This is a genomic window from Sphingobacterium sp. (assembly GCF_039596235.1).
Taxonomy (GTDB): domain Bacteria; phylum Bacteroidota; class Bacteroidia; order Sphingobacteriales; family Sphingobacteriaceae; genus Sphingobacterium.
In genome coordinates this window covers 423,369-447,722 of sequence record NZ_JBCNKE010000004.1, presented here as the reverse complement: position 1 = coordinate 447,722, position 24,354 = coordinate 423,369, and the positions used below count along the sequence as shown (strand labels likewise).

The following is a 24,354-nucleotide window of genomic DNA, read 5'->3' as shown; positions in this document are numbered from 1 at the left end:
ATAAATAGTACAAAAATAGATTATGACAAACAGTAAATTATTATTTAGTCTTTTATTGGCTGGATCTGTGGGCACAGTAAGTGCGCAAAGTTTGAAAGATGCTAGAGCAGCCATCGAGGCTGAAAACTATGGTAAAGCGAAAACTATTCTTCAACAGTTAGTGACTAAGCAACCTAAGAATGGAGATAATTATTTCTATTTGGGTCAAGTTTATTTGGTAAACGACAGAGCGGATTCTGCCGCAGCGATTTTCAACCAAGGTTTGACTGCCGATCCAAAGGCGACAATCAACAACGTAGGTTTAGGTTATGTTGACTTATTGAAGAAAGACAAAGCTAGCGCTGAATCCAAGTTTGCTTTGGCAACTGCAAAATTAGGTAAAAAAGATTACGAACCATTATTGGAGATCGGTCGTGCATATATTAATACACCCGAGCCCGATTACGCAAAAGCTTTGGAATATTTAACCCAAGCAAAAGCAAAAAATACAAAAGATATTGCGATTCCTTTAGCATTAGGAGATGCTTATCGCGGCTTGAGAGAAGGTTCCTTGGCTTATACCAGCTATGGTGATGCGATGGATATCGATGCAAACTCGGTTAAAGCGAAAGTTGGTCAGGCAATTATCGTTCGTGGCGCACAAGCTTATGATGAAGCTGTAACTCAATTGGAGGCGATTGCGGCTGAAACACCAACTTATGCACCTACGTACCGTGAATTGGCGGAAACTTACTACCAATGGTCAAGAATGCCCGGAACTTCGGATGAGAAATATGTGGAGTTGAATAAAAAGGGTGTTGCGCAATACAAGAAATACCTAGAAACAGCTGGAGATAATTCGTTGGAGGCAAAAATTCGCTATGCCGACTTTTTGGTTTATTCTCGTCAATATGACGAATTACAGACTGTTTCAGAAGAGTTAGCCAAAAATCCGTCGGTAGATCCAAAAATCTATCGTTATTTAGGATATATTGCTTTCCAAAAAACAAAAGATTATTCGAAAGCATTGGAATATTTGAATCAAATGTTCAGCAAAATGGAAAAAGACCGTGTAATTCCTTTGGATTACATGTACTTGGGAATGGCGCAAATTGCTGCTAATAGCCCGAAACCTGCTGCTCCGGCTGCGGGCGCGGATAGCACTGCCACTGCTGCTCCTGTTTTGACTCCTGAAAATACGGCAAATATTCAAAAAGGAATTGCTGACATCAAAAAGGCAATTGACGGTGATAAAGAATTATTGGGTGAAGTTGCAGAATTAGCGTTTGCGAAATACCAAGATCAAGAGTTGCAGACAGCGGCTTCTTTATTTGAATTGGTTGCGCAGTATAAAGACAATCCAACCTACTTATACGATGCTAATTATTTTGCAGGAGAGGCTTATTATCAAATAGGTGCTAAAGAAGAAGGTGCAAGCAAAAACGAAGAAGGTGCAATTGTAAACCAAGAGCAAAAAAATAAAGCGATTGCAACATTGAACAAAGCAATCACGTTTTTGAATGTTATTGAAACTACGGATAATAAAGAGGCTCAAGATAAGTATCTGATTAATGCACTTTATTATAAAGCATTTTCAGCATTGACTGCGGATAATCTTGAAAGTCCGAAGGGTGACTTCGTACCAATGTTCCAAAAGTTGATCGATACGATCAACCAAAGGGGAGCGCAAGAGAAAAATAAAAACTATTTGATTGATGCTTATACTTACATTGGTCTTTTCTATTATATGAAACAAGATGTAGCGAAAGCGAAGCAAAACTTGCAGAAAGTACTTGAATTAGACCCAGCAAATGAAGGTGCAAAAACGTATTTAGATGCTTTAAAATAAGCTTAACTAAAATCATTCTAAATTAGGCTCGGATCTCTTGATCTGAGCCTTTTTTGTTTTGAATTTAGCTATGGAATCTCTATATTTAAAGACAGTTACCAATATAAATTCTGATTGAGATGGAGCACGCCAATAGTATGCCGATAGATTACTTACCTATATTTATACAGCTTATTGTAGCCGTAGGATTCGGAGTAGGTACCATAATTATTACACACCTTATCGGGCCAAAAGTCAGGACCGAAAATAAACTGGGCGCATTTGAGTCTGGTATTGAAGTCGTCGGAAATGCGCGGCAACCTTTTTCAATTAAGTATTTCTTGGTAGCAATCCTGTTTGTCATTTTTGACGTTGAGGTTATATTCATGTATCCATGGGCTGTCAACTTTAGAGAAATGGGCTTTCAGGGCTTAATCGAGATGTTTATTTTCATGGGATTGCTCTTATTGGGCTTTATCTATGTTATTAAGAAAAAAGCATTGAATTGGGACTAAGTTAGTGTCCGCTAATAATTGGCTACAAGGGCCGATTGTACTTAAACCTTTATAAATCGTCTTTTCATGAGTGATATAAAATTGGCAGAAGCTCCTCCGGGAGTAGAAGGCGCAGGATTCTTTGCGACCAGCTTGGATAAAGCGATTGGGCTGGCGCGTGCAAACTCGTTGTGGCCCTTGCCTTTTGCGACATCCTGTTGTGGTATTGAATTTATGGCTACGATGGGTTCTACCTACGATTTGGCTAGATTTGGAGCTGAGCGACCAAGCTTTTCTCCACGTCAGGCAGATATGCTGTTGGTCATGGGGACCATAGCAAAGAAGATGGCCCCCGTCCTGAGACAGGTGTATGTGCAGATGGCTGAGCCGCGTTGGGTGATTGCTGTTGGAGCTTGTGCTTCTAGTGGCGGTATTTTTGATACCTATTCAGTGTTGCAAGGTATTGATGAAGTGATCCCTGTAGATGTTTATGTGCCTGGTTGTCCTCCCCGTCCCGAGGCTATTTTGGATGGGGTCTTGCGGTTGCAGGATATCGTCAAAAATGAATCGTTAAATAGACGGAATACACCTGAATACAAGGCGCTATTAGAAAAATACGGTATATATACTAATAAATAGAGGATGGAAAACAGTTTTTTATTGGAGAAGCTCCAAGGGAATTTTCCTGCTAAGATTGTGGAAATCCCAGATGAACATCATCTATTGACAGTTCTTGTAAATGTGGAGGATATTATCGAAGTATTGCGCTTTTTGAAGATGGATAATGAATTACAGTTTATTCATTTAACGGATATTACTGCTGTGCATTATCCTCATCTTGAGAAAGAGTTTGCTGTTGTGTATCATGTCCATAGTCTGATCCATAATATCCGTATACGAGTAAAAGTTTTGTTGGATGGTCCAAATCCAGAAATACCAACGGCTACAGTTGTTTGGAGAGGTGCAAATTGGATGGAGCGTGAAACCTATGATTTTTTTGGAGTAAATTTTTTAGGGCATCCGGATTTGAGAAGGATTCTGAATGTTGACGAGATGGATGTGTTTCCGATGCGAAAGGAATATCCGCTGGAGGATCCAAATCGCGTAGATAAAAAAGATTTGTATTTCGGCCGTTAATTTTTATACGATATGAGCGAGTTTATAAGCAAGATAACATCTAATCAGCCTGTTTTCGAGGATAATGATCCACAGGATGAGTTGATCACCCTGAATATTGGCCCTACACATCCCGCTACACATGGTGTCTTCCAGAATGTTGTACAGATCGATGGAGAGCGTATCGTCAGCGGTATCTCGACCATTGGTTATATCCATCGTGCTTTTGAGAAAATTGCTGAACACAGGCCGTTTTATCAGATCACTCCACTGACGGACCGTTTAAATTATTGTTCTGCGCCCATTAATAATATGGGCTGGCATATGACAGTTGAAAAACTGTTAAAAATTGAAATTCCGAAGCGTGTACAATATATGCGGGTTATTGTGATGGAACTTGCACGTATAGCAGATCATATTATTTGTAATGGGATCCTTGGTGTTGATACGGGTGCCTTTTCGGGATTCTTGTATGTGATGCAAGAACGCGAGTTTATTTATGAGATTTTCGAAGAGATTTGTGGTGCGCGTTTGACAACAAATATTGGTCGTATCGGTGGATTTGAGCGCGACTTTAATGCTGTGGCATTTGAGAAAATCCGCGAGTTTTTGAAACGTTATCCACCCGTATTAAAGGAATTTGAGGAGATGTTTGTACGTAATCGAATTTTTATAGAACGAACTTCGGGCGTTGCTGCTGTCTCTCCAGAGGAGGCGTTGGATTATAGTTGGTCTGGGCCAATTTTAAGAGCCACTGGTGTAGATTATGATGTGCGGGTACAAAATCCATATTGCTCTTATGAGGAGTTTGACTTTGAAGTTCCTGTTGGTACAACAGGTGACGTATATGATCGATTTATGGTCAGAAACGAGGAAATGTGGCAATCACTTCGCATCATTGAACAGGCATTGGAAAAAATAGAGAAGGAGCCTAAAGGCGTATTTCATGCGGAAGTCCCAGATTTCTATCTGCCACCGAAGGAACAGGTGTATACCAATATGGAGGCACTGATATATCACTTTAAAATCGTCATGGGCGAAGTAGATACCCCTAAAGCTGAAGTGTACCATGCCGTGGAGGGTGCAAATGGTGAACTTGGTTTTTATTTAATCCATGATGGCGGTCGCTCGCCCTATCGTCTTCACTTTAGAAGACCATCTTTTGTCAACTATCAGATGTTTGCGCCCATGAGTGCAGGCATGTTGATTTCAGATGCGATTATTAACATGAGTAGTCTTAACGTTATAGCAGGAGAATTAGATGCTTAGTGTAAAACAACATAATGAGAATGTAACTTTTTCTCCCGAATTGCTGGCTAAGTTTGGAGAAGTAGTAAGCCGTTATCCGGAGGGGAAACAGAAATCAGGGCTATTGCCTATTTTGCATTTGGTTCAAGCCGAATTTGGCTGGGTTAGTGCAGATGCAATGGATCAAGTCGCTGTTTATCTTCATATTTTACCCATCGAAGTCTATGAGGTAGCAACCTTCTACACGATGTTTTTGTTGGAACCTAAAGGTAAATATGTATTGGAGATCTGCCGTACCGGTCCTTGTTGTTTAGTTGGTGCTGAGCGGATCATGGGGCATTTGGAACACAAACTTGGCGTAAAGGAGGGAGAAGTAACGGCAGACGGACTTTTCTCCTGGCGGGGTGTGGAGTGCCTGGCAGCCTGTGGATTTGGCCCTGTGCTACAGATCGGACCTGAATATACTTTCTATGAGAATTTGGATGAAGCTAAGGTGGATGAATTGATTGATCATTTAAAAGCTAAAACAGAATAATATGGCACGTAAACTTTTGTTGACACATATCGATGTCCCCGGCATCAATACCTTTGAGGTTTATCGTCAAAAAGGAGGCTATGTAGCTGTTGAAAAAGTAATAAAAAACATGTCTCCTGAGGAAGTGGTGGAGGAGGTGAAAAAATCCGGACTGCGTGGAAGAGGTGGAGCAGGTTTTCCTACAGGTATGAAATGGTCCTTTCTGGCTAAACCGGAGGGGGTGCCACGTTATTTGGTCTGTAATGCGGATGAGTCTGAGCCAGGTACGTTTAAGGATCGTTATTTGATGACCCATATTCCGCACGCGTTGATCGAAGGAATGATTGTTTCCAGTTTCGCTCTTGGTGCAAATACATCCTATATCTATGTGCGTGGTGAAATGATGCCACAGATCAGAATCCTGGAACGTGCTATCGCTGAAGCAAAAGAGAAGGGATTTTTGGGTAAAAATATTTTGGGTTCAGGATATGATCTAGAAATCTATGTCCAGCCAGGGGGTGGTGCTTATATCTGTGGGGAAGAAACTGCTTTGTTGGAATCTTTGGAAGGAAAACGTGGAAATCCGCGTATTAAACCACCTTTCCCAGCTATAGCCGGATTATATAACTGTCCTACAGTCGTAAATAATGTGGAGTCTATTGCGGCAACCGTTCCCATTATTAACTTGGGCGGGGAGGAGTATGCAAAAATCGGTGTCGAGCGTAGTACAGGAACGAAATTGATTTCAGCCAGTGGTAATATCGTCAAACCTGGGGTATATGAAATCGAACTTGGTCTACCGGTAGAAGAATTCATCTATTCGGATGAATACTGTGGGGGGATTGCCAATGGAAAGCGGATGAAAGCTGTTGTAGCCGGAGGTTCGTCGGTACCTATTCTTCCAGCAAACCTTATCCTGAAAACAGCTTCCGGAAATAGTCGCTTGATGACTTATGAATCATTATCTGATGGAGGTTTTCAAACGGGAACCATGTTAGGTTCTGGTGGCTTTATTGTATTTGATGAAGATCAATGTGTCGTTCGTAATACCTGGAATTTCGCCCGTTTCTATCATCATGAGAGCTGTGGGCAATGTTCGCCTTGTCGTGAGGGAACTGGCTGGATGGAAAAAGTGTTACATAAAATTGAAAGTGGACATGGATCGATGTCCGATATTGACTTGCTTTGGGATGTACAACGCAAGATTGAGGGGAATACGATCTGTCCATTGGGTGATGCGGCTGCTTGGCCTGTTGCTGCAGCGATCAGGCACTTTAGAGATGAGTTTGAATGGCATATACTACATCCGGAGGAGTCACAAACAAGAAATTATGGATTAGCGCATTATGCGGATCCTTTACAACCAATTGTATCATAATAAAAGCTGTAACGATAAATTATAAATATCATGGCAGAAGCGGAAGATGTAAAGTTTAAGGTCACAATCGACGGTATACCAGTAGAGGTCGCGCCGGGGACTACCATATTGAATGCAGCACGGCAAATTGGTGGTGACATCGTTCCGCCGGCAATGTGCTATTATTCTAAACTGGAAGGAAGTGGCGGGAAGTGTCGGACATGTTTGGTGAAGGTCTCCAAAGGCTCCGAAAAGGATCCTCGACCGATGCCAAAACTCGTGGCATCCTGTCGGACTACGGTGATGGATGGCATGGAAGTGCAGAATATTACCTCACCAGAAGTCGTGGAGGCAAGAAAGGGCGTCGTTGAGATTCTTTTGATCAATCACCCTCTGGATTGTCCGATATGCGACCAGGCTGGAGAATGTAAGCTACAGGATCTAGGATACGAACATGGGAGTGCCGATACACGTTATGAGTTTGACCGCCGTACCTTTGAACGAATCGATCTGGGGGACAAAATCCAATTGCATATGAACCGCTGTATCTTATGTTACCGTTGTGTTTATGTGGCGAATCAATTGACGGATCAACGCGTGCATGGTATTTTGGGGCGTGGGGATCATTCGGAAATTTCTACTTATATCGAAAATGTAATCGACAATGATTTTTCGGGGAATGTGATTGATGTCTGTCCCGTTGGGGCTTTGACTGACAAAACTTTCCGTTTCAAAAACCGGGTCTGGTTTACAAAGCCGATAGATGCGCATCGTGATTGTCCGACATGTTCTGGTAAAGTGACTTTATGGTATAAAGGCCAAGAAGTGATCCGAGTGACGGCAAGAAAAGATGAATTTGGTGAGGTGGAAGAATTTATCTGTAATACCTGCCGTTTTGATCAGAAGAAAACTAGTGACTGGATCTTGGATGAACCAACAGAAATTGATCCACAATCTGTTATATCGGCCAATCATTATGAGCTATTTAACCCACCAAAAGTAGTTAAGGAGAACCCGATACTTCAACAGCAAAATCGAGAACAGTTGGCTAGAACAGAAAAATTGAAATAAGCACGTATCATGGAATGGTCTTTTGTTATAGAAAAATTAATATTGGTATCTGTAATCTTCGTTATTACTTTAGTGATTGCGATGTATTCTACACTTGCCGAGCGTAAAATTGCAGGTTTTATGCAGGATCGATATGGTCCGGACCGGGCTGGTATATTTGGAATTCTGCAACCGTTGTGTGATGGCGGAAAATTCTTCTTTAAGGAAGAGATTATTCCGGCTGGCGCACATAAGGTCCTTTTTATCGTCGGGCCGACCATTGCAATTATCACGGCCTGCATTAGTTCGGCTGTTATTCCCTGGGGGCAGGAATTGCAGATTGGAGATCGTGTAGTCTCGCTACAGGTGGCCGATGTCAATGTCGGTATATTGTACATGTTTGGTGTGATCGCATTAGGAGTATATGGCATCATGTTGGGCGGATGGGCCTCCAATAATAAATTTTCGCTAATGGGCGCAATTCGTGCAGCATCACAAAGTATCAGTTATGAAATTGCGATGGGCCTTTCCATTATTGCATTGTTGATGGTGACCCAAAGTCTGTCGCTTAAAGAAATTGTGGCGCAACAATCTGGCTTCGTAAATTGGAATATCTGGGCGCAGCCACTCGGATTTATTATTTTCATGGTCTGTGCATTTGCGGAGTGTAACCGTGTTCCCTTTGATTTACCTGAATGTGAAACTGAATTGGTCGGCGGTTACCATACAGAGTACTCTTCCATGAAATTGGGACTTTATATGTTCTCCGAATACATTAATATGTTTGTGTCTTCGGCATTGATGGCATCGCTTTACTTTGGAGGGTATAATTTCCCCTTTATGAATGACCTAGGGCTGTCCGCAAACTGGATCACCATTATTGGTGTCGTCGTGTTTTTCCTTAAAATATTTGGATTTATCTTTTTCTTTATGTGGGTACGCTGGACATTACCACGGTTCCGTTATGATCAATTGATGAATTTGGGCTGGAAGATGCTGATCCCGCTGGCTATTGCCAATATTGTACTTACAGGGGTATTTACATTGATAAAAGATACTTATTTCTCATCATAAGAAAGGATTTTTATGCAACTAAGCAATCGTAAGAAAGTAATCGAACAAAAGCCAATGACCTTTTCGGAAAAAATTTATTTTCCGGCAATTGTCAGGGGGCTGCGGATTACATTGAGACATTTTTTTAAGAAAATTCCTACTGTTAAGTATCCTGAGGAAATAAGGCCTTATTCGAAGAATTTTAGAGGTCAACATTCGTTGAAGCGTGATGAGGAGGGAAGGGAGCGCTGTACCGCCTGTGGATTATGCGCCTTGTCATGTCCCGCCGAAGCAATTACAATGACCGCTGCTGAACGTAAAAAAGGCGAAGAACACCTTTATCGCGAAGAAAAGTATGCATCAGTTTATGAAATTAATATGTTACGTTGTATTTTCTGCGGTCTTTGTGAAGAAGCCTGTCCAAAAGAAGCTATATATTTGGATGGTCCACATGTGACGGCAGATTACCTACGTAAGGATTTTATCTATGGGAAGGATAAGCTGGTTGAGCCAACCTTTGATATTACCAAATTAAAGAGCTAATTCAAGAAATTATGACAGTATTTTATTTTGTAGCCTTCTTGTCTATTTTCTTTGCGCTGATGACCATCTTTACAAAGAACCCTGTGCATAGTGTATTGTACCTGGTCATTACCTTTTTCACATTCACAGTGCATTACATCTTATTGAATGCCCAGTTTTTGGCTGTGGTCAATTTTATTGTCTATATGGGGGCGATCATGGTACTCTTTTTATTTGTACTCATGTTGCTCAATTTAAATAAGGATACCGAACCGATGAAATCCAATCTGGTCAAATTTATGGGTGTTATTGCAGGTTGTTGCTTATTGGTAACCTTTTTTGGAGTTTATCGTGTGTTTGAGATCTCCAACCCCTTGACTGTCGTTAATCCTGAAATTGGATTGGTGAAAAATCTGGGCAAGGTATTGTTTAACGAATTTTTGCTTCCGTTTGAATTGTCTTCTTTATTGTTATTGACGGCCATGATAGGAGCAATTTTATTAGCTAAGAAAGAACCTAAACAAATCTAATGGAAACAGTTGTTCAACAGTTGCAGGGCGTACCGATAAATCATTATTTGATTTTTTGCACTATTATTTTTGCTATTGGTGTGATCGGCGTATTGATCCGTCGTAATGTAATCATTATTATGATGTCCATCGAATTGATGCTTAATGCTGTCAATCTGCTATTAGCAGCTTTTTCTGTGCAGCATGGCGATTCATCGGGACAGGTGTTTGTCTTCTTTATTATGGCACTTGCAGCCGCGGAAGTCGCTGTCGGGCTGGCTATTATTATTATGGTATATCGGAATACGAAGTCTGTGGATATCGATTCCTTGAATAAACTTCGTTGGTAGAACTTAAGAAATAAATACGATGAGTGAATTAATTTGGTTGATTCCCCTTTTGCCCTTAATCGGGTTTATAGTGAATGGATTAGGCAGAAATGCATTTTCCAAGAGTATGATCGGTGCTTTGGGCAGTGCCGTGGTTCTTATTTCTTTCGTCTGCAGTTGCCTCCTTTTTTCTGAAGTATACCAATCAAGACAGGCAGGACAAACAGGAATTATCGAGCAACATCTATTTGACTGGATCTCAGTGGGACATCTCAAAATAGGTCTGTCCTTTTTGGTGGACCCATTAAGTGCAATTATGTTACTAATAGTCACTGGTATCGGTTTCTTGATCCATATTTATTCTATTGGGTATATGCATCATGATAATGGATTCGGTAAGTTTTTCGCCTACTTGAATCTATTTATCTTTTTTATGCTGCTCCTGGTTTTAGGCTCTAATTACCTCGTCATGTTTATTGGTTGGGAAGGTGTAGGTCTCTGTTCTTACCTGCTCATCGGATTTTGGTATAAAAACACGTCTTATGCCAATGCTGCGAAAAAGGCGTTTGTGATGAATAGGATTGGTGATTTAGGATTCTTGTTAGCGGTATTTTTGATCCTAGGAACTTTCGGATCACTTGAGTTTTCTACGGTATTTGCGGGGGCAAAGAATTTTGCTGTTGGTGACATCGCTGTTGTGAGCATCACTATATTGTTATTTATTGCAGCAACAGGTAAATCGGCACAAATTCCTTTATTCACTTGGCTGCCGGATGCCATGGCTGGTCCTACACCCGTATCCGCTTTGATACACGCGGCGACTATGGTGACAGCAGGTATCTATATGATCGCGCGATCCAATGTATTATTTGTACTGTCACCGATTACGTTGCAGCTGATTTCCATTATCGCGATCTGTACTGCCTTGTTGGCCGCTGCAATCGCAATAACACAAAATGATATTAAGAAAGTACTAGCTTATTCTACAGTTTCGCAATTGGGTTATATGTTTCTCGGTTTAGGCGTGGGGGCATTTACCGGTGCTTTTTTCCATGTATTGACTCATGCATTCTTTAAAGCCTTATTATTTCTTGGTGCAGGATCGGTTATTCACGGAATGAGTGATGAGCAAGATATGCGAAAAATGGGTGGATTAAAGAAAGTAATGCCCATTACTTATATCACCATGCTCATTGGAACGATAGCAATTGCGGGTATCCCTCCATTTTCGGGATTTTTCTCTAAAGATGAAATATTGGCCAATGCATTTGCTGCAAATCCGCTCTTATGGGGGCTCGGATTTTTGGGCGCTTTAATGACGGCATTCTATATGTTCAGAATGTTATTCATGACATTCTCTGGCTCATTTAGAGGCACCGAGGAACAAAAACATCACTTACATGAATCACCCAAAAGTATGACAATCCCTCTAATGATATTAGCTGTGCTTTCGGTTGCCGGTGGAGTGATCAATTTGCCCGCAGCACTAGGTGGAAACCATTGGTTGGAAAATTTTCTTGCACCGGTTTTTGCTGAGGGGAAAGCATTGATTCCCGCTGCACATCATTTGGAGCATAGCACCGAATATATGTTAATGGCTGTTTCAGTAGTGGGGGTATTCATTATGGTTGGACTTGCCTACAATGTTTATGTGAAGCGTCAGCAGATACCTGCTGGCGATGAAACTCCACGCGGCTTTCTGGCAAATCTCTCCTACCATAAATTTTATGTGGATGAACTTTATGATTCGGTCGTTGTACGTCCGATCAACTGGCTATCAACTTTCTTTGGTCAGGTTGTGGATCAGCGTGGTATTGATGGTATTGTTAACGGAGCTGGTAAAGCAACATTCGATACAGGAAAAGTACTCCGCTTGCTTCAAAATGGAAATGTTGGGTTTTATTTATTGATGATGGTAATTGGAGTGATTGCTATTTTCGTTTATGGATTTTTGAGTCTTTAATATTTAGTATAATCGATGGATAACCTTTTTTTACTTATTTTATTGCCCTTAATCAGCGCATTGATTTTAGCTTTATTAAAGACTAATGTGGCCAAGTCAATCGCATTGATTTTATCAATAGTATCGCTCGCATTGACTATCCCGTTCCTTTGTCAATTTGATTCAAATGGCGGAATGCAATTTGAACAAAATTGGGAATGGATTTCGGCCTTGCATATTCATTTTCACCTTGGAGTAGACGGGATCAGCTTGCCGCTGATACTGTTGACCAATGGGTTAATGCCTTTCATTATTGCGACAACCTTCTCTAAAGACTATAAGGGGAATTTTTATGCACTAATGGCTTTTATGCAAGCTGGACTATTGCTTGTATTTATGGCGTTGGATGCTTTTACGTTCTATGTGGGTTGGGAAATCGCTTTGATTCCGATTTATTTTATCTGTGCACTCTGGGGCGAAGGTGACCGTATTCGGGTTAATTTAAAGTTCTTCATTTATACTTTTTTGGGAAGTCTTTTGATGTTAATCGGAATTCTTTATCTCTATCAACAGGTGCCAAATCACGATTTTGAATGGACTTCTTTTATCGCTTTGGAGCTGGGGGAAAACACACAACGTTGGTTATTCTGGGCATTTTTTATTGCCTTTGCGATTAAGATTCCCATCTTTCCGTTTCACACTTGGCAGCCGAATACATATACAAATGCACCGGCGGCGGGAACCATGTTATTGGCGGGTATTATGTTGAAAATGGGGGTATATGGTTTAATGCGTTGGTTATTGCCCGTTGTTCCTACAGGGGTGGCATTGTATGGACAATTCGCGCTGATCTTATGTGTTATCGGGATTGTTTATGCTTCTATTATAGCGATTAAGCAGGACGATACCAAACGGTTGGTCGCTTACTCTTCCATTGCACACGTAGGATTGATCAGTGCGGGGGTCTTTACTTGGAATGCAAATGGTCTAAGTGGTGCAACGTTACAAATGTTAAATCACGGTATTTCGGTCATTGGACTTTTTTATGTGTTGGATATTGTGCAGCAACGTACGCAAACACGTCGTCTTTCAGAACTTGGGGGAATTGCGAGCAAAGCTCCAAAACTAGCGGTCTTTTTTATGATTATCTGTATGGGTGCAGTGGGACTGCCCCTAACCAACGGTTTTATTGGTGAGTTTCTTTTACTGAAGGGTGTATTTCAATATGGATTCTGGTTTGCGGTTTTCGCAGGACTAACGTTGATATTAGGTGCTGTATATACGCTTCGCCTTTATCAGCAGACAATGTTGGGGGAGGCAACGGATAGGACGATGCAGTTTGAAGATGTAAAAGGAGGAGAACTCGTTGTATTGGGTTTGATTTCCGTTTTGATTCTTTATATCGGTATATTCCCGAATTTCCTATTGAATCTTTCTGCGGGTTCGGTGGAAGTTTTAAGTACATTTTTAGGCAGATAAATAGATATTTCAATTTGTATGGGAGCTATAATTACACTTTCAATATTAGCATTAGTTGTTCTTTATCTCGGCTTGTTCAAAGCGAAAGCCTTGCTTTTGCCAGTTTCCATCCTTGGATTCTTGGTAGCGATCGGTTGTCTATTGAACGATTGGACAGCAGACAAGGGGCCTCTTTTCAGCGGGATGGTTCATTTTGATCATTATGCGATTGCATTTTCAGTCTTATGCATCGTCGTTACTTTGTGCATATTTATTATTTCAAAAGGGTATTTTGATGAAGGGGGACAGGTTGCAGAGTATTATTCATTGTTGATATTTTCTTTGAGTGGAGCTGTATTGGTAAATAGTTATCACAATTTCTCCATGCTCTTTTTAGGCATAGAAATTATGTCCGTAGCGCTTTATATCTTGGTAGGTATCCGTAAGCGGGATAAAGCGTCAAATGAAGCGGCGCTGAAATACTTTTTGATGGGTGCATTTTCTACCGGATTTTTGTTATTTGGAATCGCGTTATTATATGGAGCTACAGGGTCATTTGATCTGGATGAAATAAAAGCCTATGTTGTGAATAATCCGCATGCAATTTCACCTTTATTCTATGGAGGTATCCTATTGCTTATTGTTGGGCTGACCTTTAAAGTTGGGGCGGCACCATTTCATTTTTGGACACCAGATGTGTATGATGGGGCACCTATCCTGATTACAAGTTATATGAGTACGGTGGTGAAAGTGGCTTCTTTTGCTGGTTTATTACGATTATTCAGTTATAGCCTACTTCCTTTACAAGATTTTTGGGAGCCGGTATTCTTGATGATCGCGATTATTACATTGTTTATCGGAAATATTTCGGCTTTAATGCAATCTTCTTTCAAACGTATGCTGGCTTATTCCAGTATTTCTCACGCAGGTTATATGCTGTTTGCGATTATAGCTGTTGGCGCTTCTTCGGCAAATAGTATTTTCGCCTACGGACTAGCCTATTCACTTGCGACTATTGTTGCATTTACGGGATTGATCCTCGTAAAGAAGACGACAGGGTCTGAACATTTTGAAGCATTTAATGGATTGGGAAAACGAAATCCCATGTTGGCATTTGCAATTACAGTAGCTATGCTTTCTCTGGCAGGTATTCCATTGACAGCTGGATTCATCGGTAAATTTATGATGTTCTCCTCGGTCATGGAAAGCTATCATATCGTATTATTGATTTTAGCAGTCATCAATGCCGCTATTGCAGTCTATTATTATTTAAAAGTGGTGGTTGCAATGTATTTTAGAGACAGCGAAGAATCCTGTGTAAACGTGCAATGGAATTACTCATTCGTCCTTTTGCTTGCTGTTGGATTGACTATCCTTATTGGGGTGTATCCGGACTGTCTATTAAAGTTAATATAAAGTTTCTGTTAAAATACTTGTTGTTTATTAAAGCATAGCGATTTCGTTATGCTTTTTTTATATTTATTGACATAACTCTTGAATACAAATTGTATATTGTAAAAAAGAAATCCTATCAGTTTGAAGATGGTGTTTAAAGTGTGTGTTAAATCTTTTTCAATAAGCTTTTTTAGTGTGTTACTATTCCTGCTGTTCGGGGGAAAAGTGATTGCGCAGGAATTTATCCGTGGAAAGGTTGTCGATGCACAGACGGGGAGAGGAATTAGTCGCGTTTCCATCGAGTGGGTTGGGGAAGATGGCGGTGGTGTTAGTGATACGCTGGGGTACTTTAAAATTCTGGATAAGAAGCAATACAAGCAATTGGTATTTGGGGCTGTAGCTTATGAACGAAGAACAGTTGATGTACGCCGTGGACGCGATTCGTTGATGACCGTACGTTTGACTGCAAAAGATAATACTTTGGATATCGTCGTTATCAATCGAAAAAATAGGAAGCCCAAAGATCCTGCGATCGCACTGATAGAACAAGTTATCGCCCATCGTCCGCAAAATCATTACAGTCGTATTCCAGAGATTCGTTTTGACGAATATGAGAAGACGCAGTTTGGTTTTGTGAATCCAGCAGATAAAGCGAAGAAGTTTCCCAAGCCGTTTCGATTCCTTTTCGAAAATATAGATTCGACAGTATTTAGGGGACTCACGATTGCGCCATTCTATCTGGAGGAAAATTTTGCGAATGTTTATTCTTCATATGATCCTAATCGAAGCAAAAAGATTATTACCAGCCACAATCAAACCGAACTAAACCCACGTTTTTTTAATAATGATAATTGGCAGACGCGCTTCCAAACGATACTTCGTGATGTGGATCTCTATGAAAATACCATACAAGTTGCCAATAAGGGTATATTGAGTCCGATAGCCACAGGCGCAACTGCTTTTTACAGATATCGAATACAGGATACTGTTCAAATAGCGGGAAAAGATTATATCAAACTCCACTTTGAAGGCAAATCCAAGATTGATTTATTGTTCTATGGTGTACTTTTCATCTCTGATGATACGCGTTATGCTGTTCATCAGGCAACCCTAAATATTGGAAAGGCTGCAAATATCAACTGGATCAACGATGTACAGATTGACCTGAGCTACAGCGAATTTAAAAATGGTAGCATGCTGCCAGTGCATGCCGACTTAAAAATGCTGTTCGGTGGCAGTAAAACCGACGTTTTATATGGGCGTAGGGAAACGAAATATTTAGGGCATCGGACAGATTCAATCTCAAATGACAATTTTGTTGGTGTCCCTGTTGAAAAGAGATACCTGTTGCAGTCTGCTGCGAAGGTTCCAATGGTTCAGGTCAGACCCACACCATTAAGCAAGGCAGAATTAGGTGCCTATCAGAAAGTTGACTCCGTTCAAAACATGCGCTCTTTCAATCAGTTGGTCGCATTAGGTTATCTATTGGCCAAAGGATATTATAATGCCGGGAAGGTGGAGTTTGGACCCCTAGAGTATCTCTATAGCCGAAATAACTATGAGGGTAATCGTATTCGATTGAGTGGTCGGACAACGCGTTTATTTTCCGAGAAAGCATTTATAGAAGGCTATACCGCTTATGGCGACAAAGACAAAGAAATAAAATATTATCTGAGTACAGCATTTACGTTAAATGGTGAACGTATTGTCCAATTTCCTGCGAACTACCTGCGCTTTACGGTACAGCATGATGTGATGGAGCCAGGGCGCAATTTAGGTTTCCTGAAAGGGGACGGATTTTTCAGGTCCTTTGGAAAGAACAGACCAAATAAATGGCAATTCAATGATATCTATCGCCTTGATCATCTGATTGAATTTGGAAACCACGTTAGTATTGGAACGGCATTTACACACACGCGAAGACAACCGAAAGGCGATTTGTTTTATGTCAATAGTTTACCAAGTGCGGATACGATCCGTCGTGTAAATACCAACGATCTACAAGTTATTTTGCGCTGGGCTCCAAATGAAGATTTCACTTATCATAATCTGGATCGTGGGACGGTGGAAAACAAATATCCAATTTTTACTCTTCAATATAACAAGGGGCTGAAAGGTTTTTGGGGAGCTGATTATAGTTATGATGCTTTGCGATTTAGTGTGTTCAAAAGATTATTTTTATCTCCGGCCGGTCAGGCTGATCTTCAGTTTTCAGGTGGAAGGATCTGGGGAAAACATTTGCCTTACACTTTATTGGAACTTCCCGAAGTCACGAGAGATAAATCTGGACCTTTGGTAAATTTTGATTTGATGGCTACTTCGGAATTTGCATCGGATCAGTTTTTAAAATTGACCTATTATCACAATTGGAACGGATTTTTCTTCAATAGAATCCCTTTATTTAGAAAACTGAAATGGCGTGAGGTGACAGGCTTCAAAGCTTTCTATGGAAAATTAAGCGATGTGAATAATCCATTTGTTACCCCTGAAAATATTAAATTTGAAGCGGATAAAAATGGTATCATTCAAACAAAAGCGGTCCGTGATAGACCCTACGTTGAAGGTTTGGTGGGCGTGGATAATATTTTTAAATTGCTTAGATTAGAGTATAAAAAGAGACTAAGCTACAGAGGGGGAGAAGGGGTTCCTTCGGATACCTTCACGGCATCCATACATTTTAATTTTTAGCTTTATGATCCAATATTCGAACTTAAAATATGAGGTTAAAGATAGCATAGGCTATATCATAATCGCTCGCGAGCCTCAAATGAATGCCCTGAATCAGGAGACACTTGATGAATTACAGGAAATTTTCAAGCACTTTAATGCTGATAATCATGTGCGCGGTATAATTTTGACAGGAGCTGGACACAAAGCTTTTGTCGCCGGTGCAGATATCAAGGAGTTTACCGACCTATCTGTCGTTCAGGCGCGTTGGTTGAGCGAGCGCGGTCATATCATATTTACAGATCTTATCGAGGCAGCTCCAAAACCTGTTATAGCTGCGATCAATGGTTATGCTTTAGGAGGAGGCCTTGAAATGGCATTGGCCTGTCATATGCGTATCGCTTCTGAGAATGCAAAAATGGGACTTCCGGAAGTTTCACTGGGATTAATACCGGGTTACGGAGGTACACAGCGTCTGTCAGCGTTAATAGGAAAGGGACGAGCGATGCAGATGATCCTGACCGGCGATATGATTGATGCGCAAAAAGCTTACGAAATGGGCATGGTTAACGAAGTGGTCCCGCAGGAAAAGCTAATCACTAGAGCAGAAGAAATCCTTCAAAAAATATTTACACGGTCACGTGTTGCGGTTGCCAATGCCATAGATGCTATCAATGCCGCCGGAGATAAAAAGCGAGATGGTAGTAAGGTGGAGATGGATGCATTTGGTCATTTGTTTGGAACAGATGACTTCAAAGAAGGGGTTTCCGCTTTTCTCGAAAAAAGAACGCCTAAATTTCCCCTTTAAAAGTAGCCCCACCTGTGGGGTAACGCGACGTAGCAACGCTATAAATTGTAGGTTGATCTTCTTTCACTGAAGGGGATAAACTTTCAGAACCTTTCTGAAATAGCCTCTTTCTAAATGGGGTACTATCAGAAATTGTTATGGCTATTGCATATGAAATATGGTTTCAAAGAAAGTTGTTTTTTTCGTGAAAGGATCAACGCTAACAGGAAGGCTTGTCAAATTTTTTCAATCTATTTCTGATACTTTTTCCGGTAATCTTGAGGGGACATCTTCATCTCCTTGGTAAAAGCTTTGGAAAAATGAAATGGATCATAAAAGTTCAATTTGAAAGCGATCTCTTTAATTTTCAGAAACGTGAATTGTAAATACGAACAAGCTCTCTGCATGCGTAATTGATTGTAGTATACCATGGGCGGATAGGATGTTTTCTGCTTGAAAAGGTTAATCAAATGCGATTTTGAATAATTAAAATGCGCTGAAATTTCATCTAAACTAATGTTGCTCTCCAGATTGTCCTTCATAAACATAATGATATCCTGAATGATATTATCATGTTTAATTCGATTGTTCTCCTCGTATTGCGCTGAATATTTGATAGATGCCAAAAAATATTGAAGGCAGAAACTCGTGTATTCTAAATTTTCTGGGCTATAACCCATTTCTAGATTTTGGTAGATACTTTCAAACAGCTGAAAACGATCAGTATGTTTATTTGAGTCTGTATCATTGATATGAATGATCTGCCCCATTATGTTTTCAAACAGGGAAGCCTCAGTACCCTGAAAATGAATCCAATAAATACTCCAGGGATCATTGGCCTTGGATCCGTAGGAGTGTGTTGTATTTTTTGGAATGATATAAAGATCGTTCCGAGAGAGATTATATAGCATTTCGTCCTGTTTGATCCAGCCACGGCCTTTCTCACAATAGATCAAAATATATTCTGTACAGCCTTCCTGTCGATCGCGATAATGCTTTTTTGCTGTCGGATAGTAGCCGATATGTGTGATGTGCAATTTTGAAGTGATATTATTCTGTGCTTGATAGTTGCACACGGAATAAGGAAGCACAATAGCCTTCTCGCCTTTGAATCCTTCTGCAATTACATCCGTATCTGGAATCATAAGTTAGGAAATTTGGTGTATGCTGTAAAAATAATAATATTTTACATGTTTATCGTGCTCACTTACATGATTCTCATACAGTATTCCTGTAATTTTACGTCAATAAATCTAAATATGTAAATTCTTATGCAAAAGACTGCGACGACGTATTTGCTGTTAATCACTTTTGTGGCCGCTATTGGTGGGTTTCTTTTTGGCTACGATTGGGTTGTCATTGGAGGGGCGAAACCTTTCTATGAGGCATATTTTCATTTGGAATCTGATCCAGCGCTTCAAGGCTGGGCGATGTCGTCAGCGATTGTCGGAAGCTTTATCGGCGTATTACTTTCGGGAGGCTTGGCAGATCGTTATGGACGAAAGCCATTGATTTATACCGCTGCAATTCTATTTATTATTTCCGCGGTAGGGACAGGCATGGCTGCTGACCTTAACATATTTATTATCTATCGGGTGCTCGGAGGAATAGGTATAGGTGTAGCTTCCAATTTAGCTCCGATGTATATTGCCGAGATAGCACCTGCAGAGAGCCGTGGAAAATTTGTTTCGATTAACCAACTGACGATTGTATTGGGTATACTAGCAGCGCAAATTGTCAATTGGCTGATTGCAAAACCAGTATTGCCTGACGAGATTATAGCTACAACCTGGAATGGACAGCAGGGATGGCGATGGATGTTTTGGGCAGGTGCGATTCCGGCAGTTATTTTTTTATTGCTACTTTTCCTGATTCCGGAAAGTCCGAGATGGTTATACAACAAGGGAAAACATGAAGCGGCCAGACGTATCTTTTTGCGGATGGGCGGTGATTATTATGCTAAGGAAAACATGGCTGCCATTGATGATGCCAAACAAAACCAAGATACACCAAAGAAAAGGAAGCTATTTAAGGGAAAATTATTGCAGTTGTTGCTGCTGGGAAGTTTTATCGCAGTGTTTCAGCAATGGTGCGGCATCAACGTGATCTTTAACTATGCACAAGAAATCTTTACAGCCGCGGGATACACAGTTTCGGGAATGCTCTTCAATATTATTATAACAGGCGTTATAAATGTCATATTTACTTTCGTAGGAATGTATATGGTCGATAGGGTCGGGCGTCGCGCATTAATGTTGTTTGGTTCTGCGGGACTTTTTGGTATTTATGCGGCTTTAGGTGCTTGCTACTATTTCAATTGTAGCGGAATCTTTGTACTTCTTCTGGTATTAGCTGGAATTGCGGTTTATGCAATGACATTGGCGCCGGTGACCTGGGTTATCATTGCTGAAATTTTTCCTACAGCGGTTCGGGCTCAAGCTATGGCTATAGCTACCTCATTATTATGGATAGCATGTTTCGTCCTTACCTATACCTTTCCGATGTTGAATCAAAGCTTGGGAGCGGCAGGCACATTCTGGTTGTACGGAATTGTCTGCTTGATTGGCTATGTCTTCTTGTGGTGGCAATTGAAAGAGACCAAAGGCAAAAGTCTGGAGGAAATTGAACAGGAATGGTCTGATGAAACCACAATACCCTGATTTGCATATAGGAATCCATTTTTATAATTAAATCAACTTACAGTATATAACCTAATAGCTCTTTAGAACATGACAGAATTGACACGTTACCTGATTAAATCTACAGTCGATCAGCGCGGCATCGTAAAAGTTTGGGAGGAACCTGTGGCGATACCGACTTATGAGGTTGGTACGATGGAAAAAAATCCGATTTTTGCTGAAAAACGTGTATATCAAGGTAGCTCCGGTGTGGTATATCCTTATCCCATTATTGAAAAAATTAGTGATGAGAAACAGGATAAGATCTATCAGGCGCTATTTATTGAAAATGAATATATCAAAGTGATGATTCTGCCTGAACTCGGGGGAAGGATCCACATGGCCTATGATAAAGTCAGGGAACGGCATTTTGTTTATTATAATGAGGTTATAAAGCCCGCTTTGGTAGGACTTACTGGCCCTTGGATTTCTGGCGGGATCGAATTTAACTGGCCTCAACATCACCGGCCGACTACTTTTATGCCGACAGAATATTTAGTTGAGCATAATGCAGATGATAGTGTGACCGTATGGTGCAATGAAATCGAACGGATGTTTCGGATGAAGGCCATGCAGGGATTTACACTTTATCCCGACAAAGCCTTTATTGAAATAAAAGTGCAGGTCTACAACCGCACAGCTTTACCACAGACCTTTCTTTGGTGGGCTAATCCAGCTGTTGTCGTCAATGATGATTATTATTCTGTTTTTCCACCCGACGTAAACGCTGTGTTTGATCATGGAAAAAGGGAAGTCTCAACATTCCCGATTGCGACAGGAACCTATTATAAATACGATTATTCAGCTGGCGTTGATATAGCCCAATACAAGAATATTCCTGTTCCGACATCCTATATGGCTATTCAATCAAAGTACAATTTTGTGGGTGGTTACGAAGCAGGAGACACCAATGCGGGTATGTTGCACGTTGCGGACCACCACATTTCTCCGGGAAAGAAACAATGGACATGGGGGAACGGTGATTTTGGTTTAGCTTGGGACCGGAATCTGACCGACGAAAATGGTCCTTATATCGAATTAATGGCCGGTGTTTACACCGACAATCAGCCCGATTTTGCTTGGTTACAGCCTTATGAGGTGAAATCATGGTCACAATATTTTATGCCTTATGCGGCTGTGGGGCATGTGAAGAATGCAACGAAAGATCTTGTCCTCAATATGGAGGTCCATCAGCAGCTTGCAGACATTATTCTATACGCTACAGCTGCATATGAAGGACTTAATATTGTTCTGAAAGATAAGCAAGGGCGAATATATCTGGAAGAAAAGATCAATTGTTCCCCCCGGGATATTTATAAACAAACTGTTTCCGATTTGCAGGGTGATCCATTGGATTTAATTCTATCGGTTTACGATAGTGATCAAAACGAGATGCTGCATTATCAAATGGAAAAACAAAAAGATATTACGGATATCCCGGAACCGGCACAAGCCGCCTCAACACCAGAGGAAGTTCAGTCCATCGAGGAATTGTTTTTGACAGGACAGCATCTTGAACAATATCGGCACGCAACCTATAACCCTGTGGATTACTATCTTGAAGCATTGCGACGGGATCCGCATGATGTACGATGTAACAATGCAATGGGGGCTTTTTTATTGAGAAATGGAAAGATAGCCGAATCCATCCCTTACTTCCGTACCGCAATTGCCCGACTGACCGAACGTAATCCAAATCCTTACGATGGCGAAGCCTATTATAATCTAGGTTTAGCTTTACAATTATCCGGTGAACTGGAAGTTGCCTATGCTGCTTTTTACAAGGCAACCTGGAATGCCGCTTGGCAGGATGCCGGTTATTTTGGTCTTGCACAGATCGATTCAAAGCGTGGACAGTGGGATGTTGCTCTGGAAAAAATAGAACGTTCAATAAACCGAAATTGGAAGCATCATAAAGCGCGGCAATTAAAGGCTTCAATTTTAAGAAAACTTGGACGTAAAGAGGAAGCATTGAATTACATAAAAGATTCTTTGGAGATAGATCCATTTAATATGGGCTGTCAATTTGAATGGTACTTGCTGACCAAAGACGAGACGATATTATCACCTGTTCTAGATTTATGTAAAGTGAATGTACAGAGTGTGGTCGAATATGCGTTGGATTTTGCTCAAGCGGGTCTGTATGAAGAAGCCATCCAATTATTGGAAAAAACAATCGATAATCCGCAGACGGTATATCCAATGATCTATTATGCGCTCGGCCATTTTAACACCTGTATCGGACAAAATGGTCAAGCAAAAGCCTATTATGACAAAGCTCGTATCATGGATCCGACTTATTGCTTTCCCAATCGCTTGGAAGAGATCATTATACTTCAAGACGCAATCCTGTACAATAATGACGATGCAAAGGCATATTACTATCTGGGGAATCTTTGGTACGGTAAAAGACAACATCAAGATGCAGTAGAATGCTGGGAGCAAGCTATACAACTGGATCAACAGTTTCCTACAGTTTTCCGGAATCTGGCTTTAGCCTATTATAACCGAATGAACCGAAAGGTGGAGGCTGTCGCTTTGCTGGAAAAGGCATTTGCATTGGATGAAACAGATGCACGATTGTTGATGGAACTGCACCAACTCTATAAGAAACAAGGGTACAACTATGCGGAAAGATTGGCGTTATTGGACCGCTATGCAGATCTTGTTGTTAGCCGAGATGATCTTTTCTTGGAACGCATTACACTTTTCAATCTTCTGGGCCGATACGAAGAGGCTCGGCAATTATTGGCTTCCCGACAGTTTAAACCATGGGAAGGTGGAGAAGGGAAAGTGTCCCGTCAATATACAATCTGTCATCTGGAACTGGCAAAAGAAAGATTAAAAGCCAACGATCCAAAGAGTGCCTGGGGCCTGTTAACAGCTATTGATAGCTATCCACATAATCTCGGTGAGGGTAAACTGATTACAATGGAGGAGAACGATATTTATTACTACAAAGGTGTCGCACACCGTTCATTGGAAAATGAGGAGGAAGCAACAGCCTACTTCATCAAAGCTACCCTGGGGGCTCAGGAACCTCAGCAGGCTCTTTTTTATAATGATCCACAACCAGACAAGATCTTTTTTCAAGGGTTGGCCTGGCTTGAACTCAAACAGGAAGAAAAAGCTGAACAATGTTTCCAAAGCCTAATTGATCATGGTAAAACCTATCTGGACAAGCCTTTTAAAATTGATTATTTTGCAGTTTCATTGCCAGATATGGATATTTGGGAAGATGATCTCGATCATAAAAATAAGATTCATTGCCTATATGTAATAGGTTTAGGTTACTTAGGTAAAGGAGATTTGGATCTGGCTAAGCATTATCTTACACAGGTGAAACAATTAGAACCCAATCACCAGGGATGTTTATCAATACTGCGCTCTTTTATAGCGGAGGTCACCCTAAATAATTAAATTCAGAC

At 40.8% G+C, this 24,354-nt stretch carries 20 protein-coding genes; 19 read left to right on the top strand and 1 reads right to left on the bottom strand.

Features of this window, described 5'->3' with window-relative positions; translation table 11 throughout:
• The first annotated feature begins 22 nt into the window (after nucleotides 1–22).
• The 17 genes from ABDW32_RS11690 (at nucleotide 23) to ABDW32_RS11610 (ending at nucleotide 18,269) form a co-directional block, all read left to right on the top strand.
• A complete protein-coding gene (locus tag ABDW32_RS11690; protein ID WP_343562558.1) occupies nucleotides 23–1,828 on the top strand; it encodes a tetratricopeptide repeat protein in 1,806 nt (601 codons plus the stop codon).
• 119 nt (nucleotides 1,829–1,947) lie between these two features.
• Nucleotides 1,948–2,322 carry an NADH-quinone oxidoreductase subunit A gene (locus ABDW32_RS11685; protein ID WP_343562556.1) on the top strand — a complete coding sequence of 125 codons (375 nt, stop codon included), beginning with the start codon at nucleotides 1,948–1,950 and terminating at the stop codon, nucleotides 2,320–2,322.
• A gap of 66 nt (nucleotides 2,323–2,388) precedes the next feature.
• The gene (locus ABDW32_RS11680; RefSeq protein ID WP_343562554.1) at nucleotides 2,389–2,940 is read left to right on the top strand and encodes an NADH-quinone oxidoreductase subunit B; all 552 of its coding nucleotides are present in this window, start codon (nucleotides 2,389–2,391) and stop codon (nucleotides 2,938–2,940) included.
• A 3-nt stretch (nucleotides 2,941–2,943) separates the two neighbouring features.
• Nucleotides 2,944–3,438 carry an NADH-quinone oxidoreductase subunit C gene (locus tag ABDW32_RS11675; protein ID WP_343562552.1) on the top strand — a complete coding sequence of 165 codons (495 nt, stop codon included), beginning with the start codon at nucleotides 2,944–2,946 and terminating at the stop codon, nucleotides 3,436–3,438.
• A 12-nt stretch (nucleotides 3,439–3,450) separates the two neighbouring features.
• Nucleotides 3,451–4,686 (top strand): NADH-quinone oxidoreductase subunit D, encoded by a 1,236-nt coding sequence (locus ABDW32_RS11670; RefSeq protein ID WP_343562550.1) that lies wholly within the window; start codon nucleotides 3,451–3,453, stop codon nucleotides 4,684–4,686.
• Entirely contained in the window at nucleotides 4,679–5,200 is a 522-nt protein-coding gene (locus tag ABDW32_RS11665; RefSeq protein ID WP_343562548.1) for an NAD(P)H-dependent oxidoreductase subunit E, read from the top strand. The genes ABDW32_RS11670 and ABDW32_RS11665 overlap by 8 nt, the downstream gene beginning before the upstream one ends.
• 1 nt (nucleotide 5,201) lies before the next feature.
• Nucleotides 5,202–6,557 (top strand): NADH-quinone oxidoreductase subunit NuoF, encoded by a 1,356-nt coding sequence (nuoF, locus tag ABDW32_RS11660; RefSeq protein ID WP_343562546.1) that lies wholly within the window; start codon nucleotides 5,202–5,204, stop codon nucleotides 6,555–6,557.
• Nucleotides 6,558–6,587: 30 nt separating this feature from the next.
• Nucleotides 6,588–7,607, top strand: a complete 1,020-nt coding sequence (locus tag ABDW32_RS11655) for a 2Fe-2S iron-sulfur cluster-binding protein (RefSeq protein WP_343562544.1) — start codon at nucleotides 6,588–6,590, stop codon at nucleotides 7,605–7,607.
• Nucleotides 7,608–7,616: 9 nt separating this feature from the next.
• Nucleotides 7,617–8,660, top strand: a complete 1,044-nt coding sequence (gene nuoH / locus ABDW32_RS11650) for an NADH-quinone oxidoreductase subunit NuoH (protein WP_343562542.1) — start codon at nucleotides 7,617–7,619, stop codon at nucleotides 8,658–8,660.
• Nucleotides 8,661–8,672: 12 nt separating this feature from the next.
• Nucleotides 8,673–9,182, top strand: coding sequence for an NADH-quinone oxidoreductase subunit I (locus ABDW32_RS11645; RefSeq protein ID WP_108634602.1), 510 nt, complete (start codon nucleotides 8,673–8,675; stop codon nucleotides 9,180–9,182).
• Between the two features lie 11 nt (nucleotides 9,183–9,193).
• On the top strand, nucleotides 9,194–9,691 hold the full coding sequence (locus ABDW32_RS11640) for an NADH-quinone oxidoreductase subunit J (RefSeq protein ID WP_343562539.1): 498 nt from the start codon (nucleotides 9,194–9,196) through the stop codon (nucleotides 9,689–9,691).
• Nucleotides 9,691–10,020, top strand: coding sequence for an NADH-quinone oxidoreductase subunit NuoK (nuoK, locus tag ABDW32_RS11635; protein WP_077437306.1), 330 nt, complete (start codon nucleotides 9,691–9,693; stop codon nucleotides 10,018–10,020). The genes ABDW32_RS11640 and nuoK overlap by 1 nt, the downstream gene beginning before the upstream one ends.
• A gap of 19 nt (nucleotides 10,021–10,039) precedes the next feature.
• A complete protein-coding gene (nuoL, locus tag ABDW32_RS11630; RefSeq protein WP_343562536.1) occupies nucleotides 10,040–11,962 on the top strand; it encodes an NADH-quinone oxidoreductase subunit L in 1,923 nt (640 codons plus the stop codon).
• Between the two features lie 15 nt (nucleotides 11,963–11,977).
• Nucleotides 11,978–13,420 (top strand): NADH-quinone oxidoreductase subunit M, encoded by a 1,443-nt coding sequence (locus ABDW32_RS11625; RefSeq protein ID WP_343562534.1) that lies wholly within the window; start codon nucleotides 11,978–11,980, stop codon nucleotides 13,418–13,420.
• Nucleotides 13,421–13,438: 18 nt separating this feature from the next.
• Entirely contained in the window at nucleotides 13,439–14,815 is a 1,377-nt protein-coding gene (locus ABDW32_RS11620; protein ID WP_343562532.1) for an NADH-quinone oxidoreductase subunit N, read from the top strand.
• Nucleotides 14,816–14,989: 174 nt separating this feature from the next.
• Nucleotides 14,990–17,482 carry a DUF5686 family protein gene (locus ABDW32_RS11615; RefSeq protein ID WP_343562530.1) on the top strand — a complete coding sequence of 831 codons (2,493 nt, stop codon included), beginning with the start codon at nucleotides 14,990–14,992 and terminating at the stop codon, nucleotides 17,480–17,482.
• 4 nt (nucleotides 17,483–17,486) lie between these two features.
• Nucleotides 17,487–18,269, top strand: coding sequence for an enoyl-CoA hydratase-related protein (locus ABDW32_RS11610; protein ID WP_343562528.1), 783 nt, complete (start codon nucleotides 17,487–17,489; stop codon nucleotides 18,267–18,269).
• 230 nt (nucleotides 18,270–18,499) lie between these two features.
• On the opposite strand, the gene ABDW32_RS11605 is transcribed toward ABDW32_RS11610, so the two are convergent.
• Nucleotides 18,500–19,393 carry an AraC family transcriptional regulator gene (locus ABDW32_RS11605; protein WP_343562526.1) on the bottom strand — a complete coding sequence of 298 codons (894 nt, stop codon included), beginning with the start codon at nucleotides 19,391–19,393 and terminating at the stop codon, nucleotides 18,500–18,502.
• Nucleotides 19,394–19,519: 126 nt separating this feature from the next.
• On the opposite strand from ABDW32_RS11605, the gene ABDW32_RS11600 reads away from it, so the two are divergent.
• Both ABDW32_RS11600 and ABDW32_RS11595 read left to right on the top strand, forming a co-directional pair.
• Nucleotides 19,520–20,908: a sugar porter family MFS transporter gene (locus tag ABDW32_RS11600; RefSeq protein ID WP_343562525.1), complete on the top strand. Its 1,389-nt coding sequence runs from the start codon at nucleotides 19,520–19,522 to the stop codon at nucleotides 20,906–20,908.
• A gap of 69 nt (nucleotides 20,909–20,977) precedes the next feature.
• Nucleotides 20,978–24,346: a DUF5107 domain-containing protein gene (locus ABDW32_RS11595; RefSeq protein WP_343562523.1), complete on the top strand. Its 3,369-nt coding sequence runs from the start codon at nucleotides 20,978–20,980 to the stop codon at nucleotides 24,344–24,346.
• Nucleotides 24,347–24,354: the final 8 nt, after the last annotated feature.